The sequence below is a fragment of the Rhodococcus sp. USK13 genome (assembly GCF_018343855.1).
GTDB classification, from domain to species: Bacteria; Actinomycetota; Actinomycetes; order Mycobacteriales; family Mycobacteriaceae; genus Rhodococcus_F; species Rhodococcus_F oxybenzonivorans.
In genome coordinates this window covers 2695470-2711860 of record NZ_CP069242.1, presented here as the reverse complement: position 1 = coordinate 2711860, position 16391 = coordinate 2695470, and the positions used below count along the sequence as shown (strand labels likewise).

The following is a 16391-nucleotide window of genomic DNA, read 5'->3' as shown; positions in this document are numbered from 1 at the left end:
TGGTGAAATCGAACGGGCGGTCACATCGTCGACCGAGCAAGAGCCTAGTCGCTGGGGGTTGCGGACCCTCGGGGCAGGTCGCCTTCAGCTCCGTGATCCGCTTCGCCGGACGCATCCGATCCCGTAGTCGCCGGGTCTTCCTCCACCTCGGCGTCCACCACGACCTCGGCCTGGGCCTCGTCGTCCTCGGGTGCCGCGGCGCCTGCCGGTGTCTCCGGGTCCTCCACGAGCTCCGCCTCGATAACCCTGCCCGGAGCTTTACCCGCCGGGATGGGAGATGCATCGGGAACGGGAGCGGCGATGGCGGGCACCTCTTCCTCACCCGGGAGATGGGGTTCCTCCTCGTCGGTCGAGGCCTCGTCCGCGTCGTCGTCAGCGCCCCGCCCGCGGAACCACGCGATGACGACCGCGGTGATCACTCCGACGAATCCCAGCCAGGCGAATGTCAGTCCGCCGAACACCCACCACGTGATCCGGACGGTGCCGAAGGCCCCCAGCTCACCACCGGCGACCAGACCGAGAATCGCGGTCACCACACCCACACCCGCGGCCGCGGCCAACACCGTGAACAGAGCTTCCTGCCCGGCCACGCGCCGCCCGGAGTCGCGGCCGAGCATGACACCGATCAGCAGGGGAATCATCAGCAGAGCGGGCCAGGCACCGCCCGCAGCGCCGTCCGGAACGGCGCCGAGTACCGGCAACGGAGGCAGCGAGCCGCCCACATTCCCGAACACACTCACCGACACGTCCCCGATGTCCGCCGTGCCGCCCATCGCGGCGGCCGCCGCACCGATCACGACGTTGGGCAGGTACAGCACCGAGAGCACGGTCAGCCCGAGGAGGCCCACCACACCGTCGCCCCGCTCGAGCAGCCCACCGACCGTCGACCACTCCACCAGCAACGACACGGTGACCAGAGCGGCACCTGCACCGACAATCGCCGTCGCCGCGCGCAGTCCCGGCCGCACCGCGTTCCGCGCCCATGCCGGAAGATCCGCAGACCACGTCGGCCCCATCGTGACCGCGACCCCGAGCCCGGCGGCCAGCAGGTGCACGAACAACACCCAGCCGAACGCGGCGAGAGTATTCGGTGGCCACAACGCGATGACCGCCGATGCGTCCGCGATTACCGCCAGGCTGATCGCGGTGATGACCAAGGGGCCGCACACCGCGGCTCCCACGACTCGGAGAACCCGGCGGCGCGACGACGCCACGTCGACGGCCCCGGCGCACCCGCGGGCGACAGCCCACACCATGCCCGCGGTCGGGATCAACGGAAGGACACCGAGCACGGTGCCGTCGACGGTGACCGGAACCTGGTGAATCGCCAGCCACGACGCAGCGATCGCGCCGAACGTCCCGGTCAGGTCGCTGTTCGCGGCGACCAGCGTGACCACGATCAACGCCGACAGCAGAACGATCGTCACCGCGGCCGGCCGGAACGCCACCGCCAGCAACGCCCACGCCTCGTCGGGGTCCGGCACCCGGGCCTGCGGACCCCGCCCAGTTTCAGCGGATCGCCGCTCATCACCTCGTGCGGCCCTGCGCTGAACACGATCAACCAAAGAACTCATCCCCTCGAGAGTGGCACCTCGGCGCCGCGACCGCGGTCAGGCGCGCCGCACAGAAGTGGCCTCCGACCATGGGCGGTCGAAGGCCATCTGCTTGGTTCTGTCCCGTTACTTGTCGTCCCGGTCGGAACGGGTGTCGAAGGCCTGGGTCGGGGCACCGGGGCCCTCGGACTCGGACGACTCACCCGAGTCGGCATGCTGCGACTCGGAACGCGACTGCTCGCCGTACTCCAGGGTGCGCTCTACCGGCGACGATCCGGACTGTGCGCCGTAGGCAGGAGCGGCGTGCTGGGCCGAACCGTAACTGGTGCCCGCCGGTCCCGTCGGGTACTGCGAGGCGGGGGTTGCACCCGGCTGCGAATACCCCTGGTACTGCGGCTGCTGATATGAAGTCGTCGGAGCGTCGTACGGCGCCGACCCTGCCCCATAGCCCTGCTGCTGCCCGTAGCCCTGACCGTAACCGGACTGGCCTGGCGAAGACTGCGTCTGGCCGGGCTGCTGCTGACCGGGCTGCTGCTGACCGGGCTGGCCCTGCGGGCCGAAGCCCTGCTGGCCGTACGGAGACTGACCCGACTGCCCGTATCCCGGCTGCGGCTGACCGCCCTGCGGACCGAAGCCCTGCGGACCGCTGTACCCCTGTGAAGGCTGCTGACCGTAGCCCTGCGACGGCTGCCCGTAGGACTGTTGCCCGCCCTGGCCGTAGCCGCCCTGCCCGGACTGGCCGAAAGCACCAGCGGCCGAAGGACTGCGGACCGGCTGCTTCACGATGCCGATGTCGAACAGCAGCGCAGCGACCGCCAGTGCCGACTGGATGAAGCCCAGCACGAGGATCAAGATGGCGCCCCAACCCGAATCGGCGTCGAAGTTGAGGAAGATGAGCAGGGCGAGAACCCAGCCGGAGATGGACGCCGCCGCCGCGGCACCCGCATAGTTCTGTTTGGGGAGAAGAGATACCGCAGCCAGCAGACCGCCGAGGAACAGCAGCCCGAGACCGTGCGACCCCGCCTCGAAGGAATTGAGCGGTTCGCTGACGACGGTGACGTACGGGGCGAACCCGAACAGCAGGTTCAGCAACCCGAGGACGGCGACACCGATCAGGAGGAAAAAGCCCAGGCCTTTGGAATCTCCCCCTGTATTCTCCTGCGCTGCATTCTGTTGCGCGGGCGGACCGTAGCTCGGTCCGCCGGGCGGGAACGTCATGACTTCTCCTCGTCGACAAGTGGTCGTCTGCGTGCGCTCTTCCGACGCTAGCCTACGTATACCCGTCGGTCACTGCCCTCGGTAGCGGCCCACACCGCCGGGAATGGCGCGGGAGACAATGGGTCGATGCCGTACACGCTCGCTCCCCGCGCTACCGATCTCACCGTCGAAACAGAGATCAAGCATTCCCGCTTCATCGCAGCCCTGCGGCGAGTGGAGGATGCAGAATCGGCACAGGATTTCGTGCAGTCGCAGCGCCGCGCGTATCCCGATGCGCGGCATCATTGTTTCGCCTACATTGTCGGGAACGGACCCAGTGAACGGCTCGAGCGTTCGAGTGACGACGGAGAACCCGGCGGAACGGCGGGGATACCCATGCTGCAGGTCCTGCGAACACGGGACCTCGTCGACGTCGCAGTGGTGGTCACGCGATACTTCGGCGGAATCAAACTGGGGGCGGGCGGGCTGGTCCGCGCGTATTCGGGCGCGGTGGCCGCGGCGATCGACGCGTCACGCCTCGTGGCACGGGAGCGTCGACAACTTCACACGCTGGCAACTCGTCATGCAGATGCGGGTCGGGTGGAGTCGGAACTGCGGATGCGCGGCGTGGTGGTCGTGGAGACGACGTACGGCGAAGAGGCTGTACTCACGCTCGCGGCTCGCGATTCGGAGGACTTGGCGAAGCTGGTCGCGGAAGTCACGGCAGGCGCGGGAACACTACATCCGGCCGGAGAGATCTGGATAGACGCCTAGCGGCCCGTGCGTGGTTGACGAGTCTCTGGACTCGTCAACCACGCACGGGCGCGGAGCGCCTAGGCCTGGACGGTCAGGCTCTGCAGGATCTCGCGAGCGAGCGCAGCGGTCTCGGACGGCGTCTTGCCGACCTTGACGCCGGCCGCCTCGAGGGCGTCCTTCTTGGCCTGCGCGGTTCCCGAGGAGCCGGAGACGATGGCGCCGGCGTGGCCCATGGTCTTGCCCTCGGGCGCGGTGAAGCCGGCGACGTAGCCGACGACCGGCTTGGTCACGTTCGCCTTGATGTAGTCGGCGGCACGCTCTTCGGCGTCGCCACCGATCTCACCGATCATGACGATGACCTTGGTCTCGGGGTCCTTCTCGAACGCCTCGATGGCGTCGATGTGGGTGGTACCGATGACCGGGTCGCCGCCGATGCCGATGGCGGTGGAGAAACCGAAGTCACGCAGCTCGAACATCATCTGGTAGGTCAGCGTGCCCGACTTGGAAACGAGACCGATGGGGCCGCTGCCCGCGATGTTGGCGGGGGTGATGCCGACCAGCGACTCGCCCGGGGTGATGATGCCGGGGCAGTTCGGGCCGATGATGCGGGTCTTGTTGCCCTTGGAGACGTTGTACGCCCAGGCGTACGCCGAATCCTGCACGGGGATGCCCTCGGTGATGACCACGAGGAGCGGGATCTCCGCGTCGATGGCCTCGACGATGGCGTCCTTGGCGAAGGCCGGCGGAACGAACGCGATCGAGACGTCCGCACCGGTCTTCTCGATCGCCTCGGCGACGGTGCCGAAGACGGGGAGCTCGACGCCGCCGTCATGGGTGACGGTGGTGCCGGCCTTGCGGGCGTTGACGCCGCCGACGACCTGAGTACCGGCCTTGAGCATCAACGCGGTGTGCTTGGTGCCCTCGCCGCCGGTGATGCCCTGGACGATGACCTTGGAGTCCTTGGTCAGGAAGATAGCCATGTTGTTTTAAGTCCCTTTACTTTGCGGCGAAGGCCAGCTCGGCAGCCTTGTCGGCGGCCTCGTCCATGGTTCCGACGACCGTGACCAGCGGGTGAGCGGCCTCGGCGAGGATACGGCGACCCTCTTCGACATTGTTGCCGTCCAAGCGGACGACCAGCGGCTTGTTGGCCTCGTCTCCGAGCGTCTTCAGGGCGCCGACGATGCCGTTGGCGACCGCGTCACACGCGGTGATGCCACCGAACACGTTCACGAACACACTCTTGACCTGCTCGTCGTTCAGGATGACGTCGAGCCCGTTGGCCATGACCTCGGCGGACGCACCGCCGCCGATGTCGAGGAAGTTGGCGGGCTTCACGCCGCCGTGCTTCTCACCGGCGTAGGCGACGACGTCCAGGGTCGACATGACCAGGCCGGCGCCGTTTCCGATGATTCCGACCTGTCCGTCGAGCTTGACGTAGTTGAGGTCGTTTTCCTTGGCCTTGAGCTCGAGCGGGTCGGTGGCGTCCTTGTCCTCGAACGCCTCGTGGCCGGGCTGACGGAAGGCAGCGTTCTCGTCCAGCGTGACCTTGCCGTCGAGCGCGAGGATCTGGTCGTCAGGGGTACGGACCAGCGGGTTGACCTCGACGAGGAGAGCGTCCTCCTTGATGAAGACGTCCCACAGCTTCTGGATCGTGACGGCCGCTGCGTCGAGCACCTCGGCGGGCAGCTTTCCTGCCTCGGCGATGCTGCGCGCGAACGCGAGGTCGACACCCTTCACGGCGTCGACGGGGATCTTGGCGAGGGCGTCGGGGTTCTCCTCGGCGGTGACCTCGATCTCGACTCCACCTTCCACCGAACACATGGCCAGGTAGGTGCGGTTGGTGCGGTCGAGCAGGAATGAGATGTAGTACTCCTCGGCGATGTCACTCGCCTCTGCGACCAGGAGCTTCTTGACGACATGGCCCTTGATGTCGAGGCCGAGAATCGCCTCGGCGTTCGCCTGGGCGGCGTCGACGTCTGCGGAGTACTTGACGCCACCCGCCTTGCCGCGGCCGCCGACCTTGACCTGTGCCTTGATCATCACGGGCTTGCCGATTTCTTCGGCAATCTCGCGCGCGCCGGCGACCGTGTCGGTAACACGCCCAGCCGAAGTCGGCACCTCGTGCTTGGCGAAGAGTTCCTTCGCCTGGTATTCGAAGAGATCCATCTGCTCACCGTCTCGTCTGCGTTGACACCCGCTCGAGGGGTAGGAGCGGGTCTGTTTTGGACTTTAACCAGTTGCCGGGCCAGGTCTGCGCCCGCGTGCATGGTATGTGGTCCACATCACGCGATACGCCCCCCTGAGGTGCGCCTCACCGATTTTTCGGCGGGGTGCTCACCGTTTTCCGGTGCGTGCTGTGAGGGCCGCGGCAGCCGCAACCAACACTATGCCCACCGCGGACGGGATGACACCGGCCCCCATTTCCGGGGCCTCCAGCCGCGCTCGGGTGAGAGGCCAGGACAGCAAATACACCCCCATGGCGACGCCTGTCCCCAGGAGTAGTGCGCATGCCCGGACGGGCCTCGCACGCGCGGCCACGATCACGGCGAGGACGACCGTCGCGCCCAGCAACGCCCGGCCCCACACGTCGAGCCCCCAGGGAAGTTCCCCGAAGGTGGCGGCAGCGGTGTGTTCGCCCACAGCATCGGTGCCGGAGTAGAGCGGAAGTGCCAGTCCGACGAACGCGGACAGGGCGCCGAATCCCCCGACCACGAGGACCGCGAGATCGGTCGAGCGCTCCTCGGAGGTATCGATCTCCTCCCGTTCCGCGGAACCGGCGAACCAGGTGAGCACCCCGGTCACGACGGCGGTGACCGCGGCGCACCACAGCAGAACCGAGCCGGCGCCGGCACTGATACCCGGTACATCAATGGCGAGCACCACGGATTGGGTCACCGCCGCGACGGAGAAGGGAATCGTCACCCACAGAATCCCGACCGCGGGTCGCACCGCCGAAGCGAACTCGGAGAAGAACAACCAGATCGTTCCGACGGCGAGAACGATGGCGGCGACGAGGACGACCCGGGTGGCCAGAACGTCGGGACGCGCCAACGAGGCGGGCGTGTCCAGTACCGGAAGCAATGCCCCGGTCGCGGCGAGGACGGCGGTGAGGGCTCCGGCGGTTCCGGCGGCGAGGTGCCATCGGGCGAGCCGTGCGCGAGCTGCCTCGGCTTCCGCTCGGGCGGCGGCCTTGGCAACGCCTTTTCCGGACGGTGTGACAGCCCCCGTCTTCCCCGTGGCCGGTGTCACCGTCCGATCCGTCGCGGCGCCGGCCAGCGCCTGCAGGATGCGCCCGTCGCGGGCGCGGTCGATCGCGGGGACACACAGCCCCGCCAGTACCAACGCGCCGGCCCCGACGGTTCCCCACACCGAGCCCGGCCCGACCCCGATGCGTTCGCCCGCGGCCAGTCCTGCCACGAGGCGCGTCCCGACTACACCCAGAGCAGCGAGCCCGGACCCGATCAGGACTCCCGCCGACACGGGCGGGGAGATCGACGCCAACGCGGACGCGACGGCGATCAGGACGGCGACGGCCATCGCCGCGGCCCCGATCGAGGTCGCGAGATCGGATTCGACCACGGTCGGCACGAGGATGACGGGATCGGAGGATACGAGGGCGGGCGCGAACAGTGCTCCGACCAGCACCACGGCCGCTGCCACCGTCACCACGGACAAGAGGAAACCGACTCGCGCGCCGGTCGCGCGTCCCACCTGTTCGGAACTGCGCGCATCGCCGTAGCCGTCGAGGAGGGAGCAGCGGTGGACCGTCACCATCCCGAGAAGGCCGGCGAGCACGATCAGGATGTGACCGGCCACGAGCGTGTAGGCGCCGGTACCCGCGGTGAGTTCCGCCGCCGTTTGCGGACGGAACAGCTCCAGTCGGTTGGCATCGATTGCGTCCGTCCACAGCTGAACGTCCAGGATGGCAGGGCCGATCGAGACCGCACCCGCGCCCGCGAGGAGGCCGCCGGCGAATGCCGTCCTGCGCGCGACGAGGGCGGCGGCCGCCACGATCGGCGCTGCGAGGGCGAATACTGCCGCCCACACGGCCGCGGCGCCGACTCCCGGCAACTCCGTGGCGCCTACCGCCGGCCGTGCCGCTTGTAGGACGGGTGCGGCAGCGACACCCAGTCCTCCGACGAAAGCCAGGATGGCAGCGGTCGTGCACCCTCGACGCGCCTTGTCGGGATCCGGCTCCTCGACCGCGGCGGATCGAGCGCCGCCTCCCGAGGAAGGGATACGTTCGGGCTCGGCTCTGGGAATACGTTCGGGCTGCGCCCGGGGGCCTTCTCCGGAACGAGTTGATGACGCCACGGACCGACGCTAACGCCTCGCACCCGGCCCGCGGCCGGTGTGACACGCGCTTCTCCCCTGGAGATCGAATCGAGACCGATTACCCGCGCCCACATTCCCCCAGCTCACGTTGTGATGCCCGTCACAAGTAGCTGTTCATTCGCGTTACAGGTTGCGCGCATCGCAACCGTTTCGTTACCGTCGCCAGGGTCTAAGTCACAGGCAGGTCACGAGCAGGAGGTTGGACGGGCGTATGCACCACCGCAGCCAGTTCACGGCCAGCCGTTTTGTGAATCACCACGCTGACGAGGAACGTGAGCCTTCGTTCTCGGTTGGTCACAACGACGAGGTCACGCCCACGTATCCCCCACGATCGGTCGAGCGTTACACCGAGACCGATAGTTCTGAGATTTCCACAATGTTCTCCCGTGATTCGCATTCTCCCCGCTCCAGCAGGCACAACGCTCCGCGTTCCGGCCATCACCGCGTCGACGCTGTGAGCAGTTACGACTCCGAGTTCGACATCCCCGGCTTCATTCCCCGCAGCGGTATCGAGTCCCCCGAGGGCACGCCCTCCCACTCCCGCCGCGGAGCGCACCGACTTCCCACTCCCCCCTCAGCCCTCAAGGGCCGCGCAGCTGTTCTCGCAGTCGCAGCGGGCGCCGTCGTCGCAGCAGGTCAGGCCGCAGTCAGCGGCTCTTCGTCCAACTCCACCGATCACTCCGAGGTCGCCCTCGCCAGTGACGAGTCGAGCGTCATCGGCACCACCGCCGAGCCGCAGGCGGCCCAGTTCTCCACCGTCGCCGACACCGTCGCATCCGAGTCGAACGCCCCCCAGGTCCTGAACGTCGCGAATCCCACCGACCTGTCCCAGTTCAGCAACCTCCTCGCCAAGGGACAGCGCTTCAGCGAAGAGCGCGCCGCCCGCGAGGCTGCGGCCCGTCGGCCGTTGTTCGTTCTCCCCACGATCGGCACCTTCACCTCGAACTTCGGATCGCGCTGGGGCACGCTCCACGCGGGCGTCGACATCGCCGCCCCCATCGGCACCCCCATCGTGGCCGTGGCCGACGGCGAGGTCATCGACTCCGGGCCGGCTTCCGGGTTCGGCATGTGGGTCCGCCTGAAGCACGCCGATGGCACCGTCACCGTCTACGGGCACATCAACACCTCCAACGTCACCGTGGGCCAGAAGGTTATGGCGGGTGACCAGATCGCCACCGTCGGCAACCGCGGATTCTCCACCGGCCCGCACCTGCACTTCGAGGTTCACCTCGGCGGCGAGAACAAGGTCGATCCCCTGCCGTGGCTGGCCTCGCGCGGCATCAGCCTCGGCCCCGAGATGGACTGAGCGGAAAACACTCCGGAACGTAACCACAGACGACTGCGGCGCATGCACAGTGCATGCGCCGCAGTTGTCTGTGTGCAGCCCTACAGCTTGGTCATGGGAACTCCACCGATCAGCATGAGCCGGACCTTGCCGGCGCTTCCGAAGTCGATCGTGACGGTGGCAGTCGGTCCGGCACCCTTGGTCTCCAGCACCGTGCCGAGACCGTATTTGTCGTGGGTGACACGGTCGCCGACGGCGAGGACCAGGTTGTTGTTGCGCGAGCGGGCCGCACCGAAACTCGGCGTACCGGACGAACTGCCGCCGTAACTGTGGCCACCGTAACCCTGGCCGCCATAGCCGGAACTTCGGGCGCGGCCGCCACCGATCGCGCCGCCGGAACCGATTCCGGTTCCCGGGTCCTCACGACGCCAATGCACCAGATCGGTCGGAATCTCCTGCAGGAACCGTGACTCCGGGTTCTGGATGGGTTGCCCCCACGCCGACCGGATGACTGCGCGGGTGAGATACAGCCGCTTCCGGGCACGGGTGATGCCGACGTAGGCCAGCCTGCGTTCCTCCGACAGTTCGGTGGGGTCGCCGAGCGCCCGCATGTGCGGGAACTGGCCGTCTTCCCACCCGGTGACGAACACGATGGGGAACTCGAGCCCCTTCGCCGTATGCAGAGTCATCATGGTGACGACGCCCTCGTCGGAGTCGGGCAGCTGGTCCGAATCGGCGACCAGCGACACTCGCTCGAGGAAGGCGGCCAGGGAGCCGGGGTCGGGTTCACCGTCGCGCGCGTCGACGTCACCGTCCTCGGGGGTGTCGATCAGCCCGGCAGCATTACGGGCGTCGGAGCTGAACTCCCGTGCAACACTCACCAATTCGTTGAGGTTGTCGAGCCGGGCACCGTCCTGTGGGTCGCTGCTGGCGGCAAGCTCGGCGCGATATCCCGTCCGCTCGAGCACCGCCTCGACGACGTCGCCGATGTCGCCCAGCTGATCGGGGACCACTTCGTCCGAGCTGAACTCGGGCGGCAGCATCATCCGCAATCCGTCCATCAACTCGAGGAAGGACGCGATGGCCTTCTGTGAGCGGGTGTTCAGCAGCGGCACCCGGCCCTCGCCGCCATCGCGCAGCGCCTCCGCGAAACTGATTCCCCGTTGCTCGGAATGCACCGCCACGCACGCCTCGGCCCGGTCCCCGATGCCACGGCGCGGGGTATTGAGGATACGACGCAGACTGACAGTGTCGTCCTCGTTGGCGAGCACCCGCAGATACGCGACGATGTCGCGAACCTCCTTGCGCTCGTAGAACCGCACGCCGCCGACCACCTTGTACGGAACACCGAGGCGGATGAAAATTTCCTCGAGTGCACGCGAGGAGTTGTTGGTGCGGTAGAACACCGCAACATCAGCGAACTTGGCTTCTCCGGAATCGACCAGCTTGTCGATCTCCGACGCGACGAAGGACGCCTCGTCGTGCTCGTTGTCGGCGACATAGCCGGTGATGAGCTCGCCCTCGCCCGAGTCGGTCCACAGCCGCTTCTCACGACGGCCCGTGTTCTTGGAAATCACGGAGTTCGCCGCGGAGAGAATGTTCTGCGTGGACCGGTAGTTCTGCTCGAGCAGGATGGTGCGGGCGTCGGGATAGTCACGCTCGAACTCTTCGATATTGCGGATGGTGGCACCACGGAACGCGTAGATCGACTGATCCGCATCGCCCACCACACACAGTTCGGCAGGAGCGATGCTGTGCTCGGCATTCGGGTCCACCGTTGTGCTGCCCACCAGTTCGCGGACCAGCATGTACTGCGCGTGGTTGGTGTCCTGGTACTCGTCGACCAGCACATGCCGGAACCGGCGCCGATAGTACTCAGCGACCTGCGGGAACGCCTGGAGCATCGCGACGGTCTCGCCGATCAGGTCGTCGAAGTCGAGGGCGTTGGCCGAGCGCAGCCGCTGCTGGTAATGGCCGTACACCTTCGCGACGAGACGCGGCAGCTCCGCCGGATCCTTGTCGGCATCGGCAGCGGCCTGCTCCGGGTCGACCAGCTCGTTCTTCAGATTCGAGATGTGGGTGGCGAGAAGCCGCGCGGTGTATCGCTTGGTGTCGAGGTTCAGATCCTTGGAGATCATCGTCAACAGGCGCCGCGAGTCGTCCGCGTCGTAGATGGAGAAGTTGGAGTTGAGCCCCGGAAGCAGCGCGGCCTGGGCGCGCAGGATACGTACGCAACTCGAGTGGAACGTGGACACCCACATGTTGTTGGCACGCGGACCGACCAGGTGCGCGACCCGCTCGCGCATCTCCGCCGCGGCCTTGTTGGTGAAGGTGATGGCCAGAACCTGGCCCGGCATCACACCACGTTCCGCGAGCAGGTACGCGATACGGCGGGTGAGCACTGCCGTCTTCCCCGACCCGGCACCCGCGACGATGAGAAGCGGAGAACCAGCGTGCACGACAGCCTCGCGTTGCTGCGGATTGAGGCCCTCGAGAAGGGTGTCCGAGCCGGCGCGCGCGGGCGTGGATGCGCGCGGCGTGGCCACGGCACCGGTGTGCGAAGCAGTACGCGAAATAGTATTCATCGTCCACTAAACCTACCGGCGTCCACCGACAGCGTCACAGCCGCTTGGCCTGCGTGGTACCCCCGTGGCAAACTGGTACACGTGTTCAGTCAGCCATCGCGCCCCCAGTGGCGATTTTTTTATGGGTACCGGCCTCCGGTGCCCGTGAACTGAACAGCTCACGAGCCCCGAGGTCCACACCGGATCCGGGGCTTTTTTCGTCAAACGAGCCTGGATCGGTAACGACTCGAGCCGAAACAACGATCCACGTTCTGACAAGAGGGAGACGAACCAATGAGCACTCAGACCGTCGCATCAGCCGCCAAGGACACCGCTGTTCCCACCAGCGAGGCCGAGATCGAGGTTCTCCGTCAGGAGATCGACAAGCTCGACGCCGAGATTCTCGCCGCGATCAAGCGCCGGTCCGAGGTCTCGCAGATCATCGGTGCCACCCGCATGGCATCCGGCGGCCCGCGCCTGGTCCACAGCCGCGAGATGAAGGTGCTCGAGCGGTTCAACGAACTCGGCCAGGAAGGCCACACTCTCGCGATGCTCCTGCTGCGCCTCGGGCGCGGCCGCCTCGGTCACTGAGCCCCTTCGGTCTCTGAGCCCGACTCGCTCACCGAGCCTCTTCGGTCACCGAGTCGCCCCGACCGAGTCGCCTCAGGCGCGGCCGCCGTCGGTTCACGACAGCGGCCGCCTCACCCGGTGCCCCTCGATCTCTACGACTCGAGTGCCACGTACTTGGTCTCCAGGTACTCCTCGATACCTTCACTGCCCCCTTCGCGCCCGAAGCCTGATGCTTTGACGCCGCCGAAGGGGGCAGCGGTGTCCGAGATGACGCCCCGGTTGACGCCCACCATGCCCGTTTCGAGGAGATCGGCGACGCGAAGCGCACGGTCGAGGTCCCGGGTGAAGATGTAGGCAGCGAGACCGTATTCAGTATCGTTCGCTGCGGCGATGCCCTCGTCTTCGGTGTCGAAACCGCTGATCGCGGCAACCGGGCCGAACACTTCCTCCTTCAGGATTCGGGCCTGAGGTGGGACGTCGTCGAGGACGGTGGCCGGATAGAAGTAGCCCGCCCCTTCCGGCGCCGCACCGCCCAGCCGGACGCGGGCTCCCGCACCGACGGCGTCCTGCACGAGTTCGCTGACGGTCTCGAGCTGATCCGCGTTGATCAGCGGGCCGAGTGTGGTGTCGGGGTCCTGCCCCGGTCCGAGTGTGTACGACGACATCTTGTCGACGAGCTTGGCGGTGAATTCCTCGCGGACACTGTTCGCGACGTGGAAACGGTTGGCGGCCGTGCACGCTTCGCCCCCGTTGCGCATCTTCGCGAGAACGGCGCCCTGTACCGCTGCGTCGACGTCAGCGTCATCGAAGACCACGAAGGGCGCGTTGCCACCCAGTTCCATCGACGTGCGCAGCAGACCCTTGGCCGACTTCTCGATCAGCATGCGCCCGACCCCGGTCGAACCGGTGAACGTGAGCTTGCGCAGGCGCCGATCGTCCAGCAACGGACCCGTCACTTCCCCGGACTTCGACGTGGGCAGTACGGACAGGACACCCTTCCGCAGTCCCGCGTCGGCCATGACCTCGGCCAGCAACAGCATGGTCAGCGGCGTCTCGGAGGCAGGCTTGACGATCATCGTGCAGCCCGCGGCCAGCGCAGGACCGATCTTTCGGGTGCCCATCGCGAGGGGGAAGTTCCACGGGGTGATCGCGAGACACGGACCGACCGGCTGTTTGGTCACGAGCACCCGTCCGTTGCCGGCGGGGGCGGGTGTGTAGCGGCCCGAGATCCGCACCGCCTCCTCACTGAACCAGCGAAAGAACTCGGCGCCGTACTTCACCTCCGCCTTGCTCTCCGGTAGGGCCTTGCCCATTTCCAGGGTCATCAACAGGGCGAAGTCGTCGGCACGCTCGATGATCCTGTCGAACACGGCTCGCAGCAGTTCACCGCGGGCGCGGGCCGGCGTGGCCGCCCACTCGCTCTGAACCGCCACTGCGGCGTCCAGAGCTTTCATCGCGTCGGCCGGACTGGCGTCCGCCACCTCGGTGAGGGCCTCACCGGTGGACGGGTCGAAGACGGTGAAGGTGGCACCGTTTTCGGCGTCGCGCTGCTCACCACCGAGGAAGAGGGTCGTCGGAACTTGTCGAATGAGTTCGCGGGAATCCATGGGGTCCATCATGCGCCGCACCAGACTTCACACGGAAGTTTCGACGCGCGGGCACTAAGCTCGAACCTCGTGAGCTCAGACATCACCGAAACCGCTGCCTGGCAGAAATTGCGCGATCATCACGCCCGAATCCAGTCCGTTCATCTGCGGGAGCTCTTCGATCAGGATCCGGCTCGGGGCCGCGAACTCACCGTGTCTGCGGGCGATCTGTTCATCGATTACAGCAAGCACCGCGTCGATCGCGCGACCCTCGAGTCGCTGGTCGATCTGGCGCGCAGCGCAGACCTGGAAGCCCGCCGGGACGCGATGTTCGCGGGCGAGCACATCAACACGTCGGAGGATCGCGCCGTCCTCCACACCGCTCTCAGGTTGCCTGCCGACGCGTCGCTCACCGTGGACGGCCAGGACGTGGTGGCGGACGTGCACGAGGTTCTCGATCGCATGGGCGATTTCACCGATCGGTTGCGGTCCGGGGAATGGCGAGGCGCCACAGGCGAGCGGATTACGACCGTCGTCAACATCGGCATCGGCGGGTCCGATCTGGGGCCGGTGATGGTGTACCGGGCCCTGCGGCACTATGTCGATGCCGGGATCAGCGTGCGTTTCATCTCGAACATCGACCCGTCGGATCTGGTGCGCACGTTGCACGGTCTCGATCCGGCCACGACGCTCTTCATCGTGGCGTCCAAGACATTCTCCACACTCGAAACCCTCACCAATGCCACTGCCGCCAAGCGGTGGCTTCTCGACGGCCTGGGTCTCGGGACCGATGCTGTGGCAAAACATTTCGTTGCGGTCTCGACCAATGCCGACCGCGTGGCCGACTTCGGTATCGACACTGCCAACATGTTCGGATTCTGGGACTGGGTCGGGGGACGGTACTCGGTCGATTCGGCGATCGGACTGTCGGTGATGGCTGCGATCGGCAAGGAGCGTTTCGCGGAGTTCCTCGCCGGGTTCCACGCGGTGGACGAGCATTTCCGGACGGCTCCACTGGAGGAGAACGCGCCGGTTCTCCTGGGGCTCCTCGGGCTCTGGTACTCCAACTTCTTCGGCGCCGAGTCCCGTGCGGTGCTGCCGTATTCCAACGATCTCGTGCGCTTTGCGGCCTACCTGCAGCAGCTGACGATGGAATCGAACGGCAAGTCGGTGCGGGCCGACGGGTCCCCCGTTCCCGCCTCCACCGGTGAGATCTTCTGGGGCGAGCCGGGCACCAACGGCCAGCACGCCTTTTACCAGCTTCTGCATCAGGGGACGCGGCTCGTTCCCGCCGACTTCATCGGCTTCGGTGAACCCACCGACGATCTGCCCACCGCGGACGGCACGGGCAGCATGCACGACCTGCTGATGAGCAACTTCTTCGCCCAGACCAAGGTCCTGGCGTTCGGCAAGACCGCGGAGGAGATCGCGGCGGAGGGAACCCCGGAGCACCTGGTGCCACACAAGGTGATGCCCGGGAACCGGCCGTCCACCACCATCCTCGCGCCCAAGCTCACCCCGTCCGTCATCGGGCAGCTCATCGCGCTGTACGAGCACCAGGTGTTCGTCGAGGGCGTCATCTGGGGCATCGACTCGTTCGATCAGTGGGGCGTCGAACTCGGGAAGACGCAGGCCGTCGAATTGCAGCCGGTGCTCACCGCCGCGGAGTCACCTGCCGCGCAGAGTGATACGTCGACGGACAGCCTGGTGCGCTGGTACCGCCGTCAGCGCGGTCGGGCCTGACTTACCAGTTCTCGCCTGACTTACCAGTTCTCGGTGGTGTAGACGCGGCCCGAGCGATCCGCCAGCCGGGCGCGTAGCTCCTGCTGTTCGATCCAGCGGATGGCGCCGATGCCCCGTGCGAGAGCGGCGACACTGGCGGCGTAGGCCCACAGCGCGTCGTCGGCGATCACCGTGACCGATTCCCATTCGGTTTTCGACGGCGGTTCGCTGACGGGCGGCGCGAATGCCGTCGCCATCGCCGTTCCGTTCACCAATTCGACGTCTCCGTTTCCGGGCACCGAAATCTGCCAGCCGCCGGCCGGGCAGTGACCCGCCGTAGCGATCACGTCGCCGATACGCACCGCTGCGCCGCACTCGAGTTCGCGCGCGACGAGCGCCGCCGCACGATCGACCGTATCGGCCTTCGCGGTGTCGGTGATGTCCAAGGATGCGCCCCACGGCGCGAACACCACGTCGTCGTCGATCTGGATGTCACGGAAACTCGGCACCGGATGCACGGTGGGAATGAGGGTGTCGTCCGCCATCTCGGAGGCGAGCGGATTGACCACACCGTCGGTCATCCGCGCCGCCCACAACGCGGAACGAAGCAGCGCCGACATCCGCCGGCTCACCTTCACCGGTGCGCCTTGTGACAGGTTCACGGCGTGAATCTCGGCATCCCCGCGCTGAAGGTCGCACACCGCCTCGGTTTCCTCGATGACACCTGCGATCAGCGCGGTCGCCTCGGGCAGTGCAGCACCCTCGGTGACGTCGACTTCCACGACGGAACCCCAGACCTTCCACTTCTCGACACTCACCATGG

12 protein-coding genes are annotated in these 16391 nt (G+C 67.0%); 4 read left to right on the top strand and 8 right to left on the bottom strand.

Annotated features, from left to right (window positions below):
* Window positions 1-44: 44 nt before the first annotated feature.
* Window positions 45-1565: a cell division protein PerM gene (locus JQT59_RS15055; protein WP_213577764.1), complete on the bottom strand. Its 1521-nt coding sequence runs from the start codon at window positions 1563-1565 to the stop codon at window positions 45-47.
* 114 nt (window positions 1566-1679) lie between these two features.
* Complete coding sequence (locus JQT59_RS15050; protein WP_213576801.1) at window positions 1680-2771, bottom strand: DUF5336 domain-containing protein; 1092 nt, start codon at window positions 2769-2771, stop codon at window positions 1680-1682.
* Between the two features lie 126 nt (window positions 2772-2897).
* On the opposite strand from JQT59_RS15050, the gene JQT59_RS15045 reads away from it, so the two are divergent.
* The gene (locus tag JQT59_RS15045; RefSeq protein WP_213576800.1) at window positions 2898-3524 is read left to right on the top strand and encodes an IMPACT family protein; all 627 of its coding nucleotides are present in this window, start codon (window positions 2898-2900) and stop codon (window positions 3522-3524) included.
* 59 nt (window positions 3525-3583) lie between these two features.
* Here JQT59_RS15045 and sucD read toward each other — a convergent pair whose 3' ends face one another.
* The 3 genes from sucD to JQT59_RS15030 form a co-directional block, all read right to left on the bottom strand.
* Window positions 3584-4486, bottom strand: a complete 903-nt coding sequence (sucD, locus tag JQT59_RS15040; protein WP_015889388.1) for a succinate--CoA ligase subunit alpha — start codon at window positions 4484-4486, stop codon at window positions 3584-3586.
* A gap of 16 nt (window positions 4487-4502) precedes the next feature.
* Entirely contained in the window at window positions 4503-5672 is a 1170-nt protein-coding gene (sucC, locus tag JQT59_RS15035) for an ADP-forming succinate--CoA ligase subunit beta (protein ID WP_109332700.1), read from the bottom strand.
* A 168-nt stretch (window positions 5673-5840) separates the two neighbouring features.
* Window positions 5841-7820 carry a hypothetical protein gene (locus tag JQT59_RS15030; protein WP_213576799.1) on the bottom strand — a complete coding sequence of 660 codons (1980 nt, stop codon included), beginning with the start codon at window positions 7818-7820 and terminating at the stop codon, window positions 5841-5843.
* A 232-nt stretch (window positions 7821-8052) separates the two neighbouring features.
* On the opposite strand from JQT59_RS15030, the gene JQT59_RS15025 reads away from it, so the two are divergent.
* Window positions 8053-9147, top strand: coding sequence for a M23 family metallopeptidase (locus tag JQT59_RS15025; protein ID WP_213576798.1), 1095 nt, complete (start codon window positions 8053-8055; stop codon window positions 9145-9147).
* A gap of 80 nt (window positions 9148-9227) precedes the next feature.
* On the opposite strand, the gene pcrA is transcribed toward JQT59_RS15025, so the two are convergent.
* A complete protein-coding gene (gene pcrA / locus JQT59_RS15020; RefSeq protein ID WP_213576797.1) occupies window positions 9228-11711 on the bottom strand; it encodes a DNA helicase PcrA in 2484 nt (827 codons plus the stop codon).
* 273 nt (window positions 11712-11984) lie between these two features.
* Here pcrA and JQT59_RS15015 point away from each other — a divergent pair, with 273 nt between their 5' ends.
* Window positions 11985-12281, top strand: coding sequence for a chorismate mutase (locus tag JQT59_RS15015; protein WP_109332711.1), 297 nt, complete (start codon window positions 11985-11987; stop codon window positions 12279-12281).
* A gap of 131 nt (window positions 12282-12412) precedes the next feature.
* Here JQT59_RS15015 and JQT59_RS15010 read toward each other — a convergent pair whose 3' ends face one another.
* Window positions 12413-13867 carry an NAD-dependent succinate-semialdehyde dehydrogenase gene (locus tag JQT59_RS15010; protein WP_213576796.1) on the bottom strand — a complete coding sequence of 485 codons (1455 nt, stop codon included), beginning with the start codon at window positions 13865-13867 and terminating at the stop codon, window positions 12413-12415.
* A gap of 69 nt (window positions 13868-13936) precedes the next feature.
* Here JQT59_RS15010 and pgi point away from each other — a divergent pair, with 69 nt between their 5' ends.
* Window positions 13937-15589, top strand: a complete 1653-nt coding sequence (pgi, locus tag JQT59_RS15005) for a glucose-6-phosphate isomerase (RefSeq protein WP_213576795.1) — start codon at window positions 13937-13939, stop codon at window positions 15587-15589.
* A gap of 20 nt (window positions 15590-15609) precedes the next feature.
* Here the strand turns inward: pgi and JQT59_RS15000 are convergent, their stop codons facing one another.
* Window positions 15610-16389 (bottom strand): FAD:protein FMN transferase, encoded by a 780-nt coding sequence (locus JQT59_RS15000; RefSeq protein ID WP_213576794.1) that lies wholly within the window; start codon window positions 16387-16389, stop codon window positions 15610-15612.
* Window positions 16390-16391 lie beyond the last annotated feature (2 nt).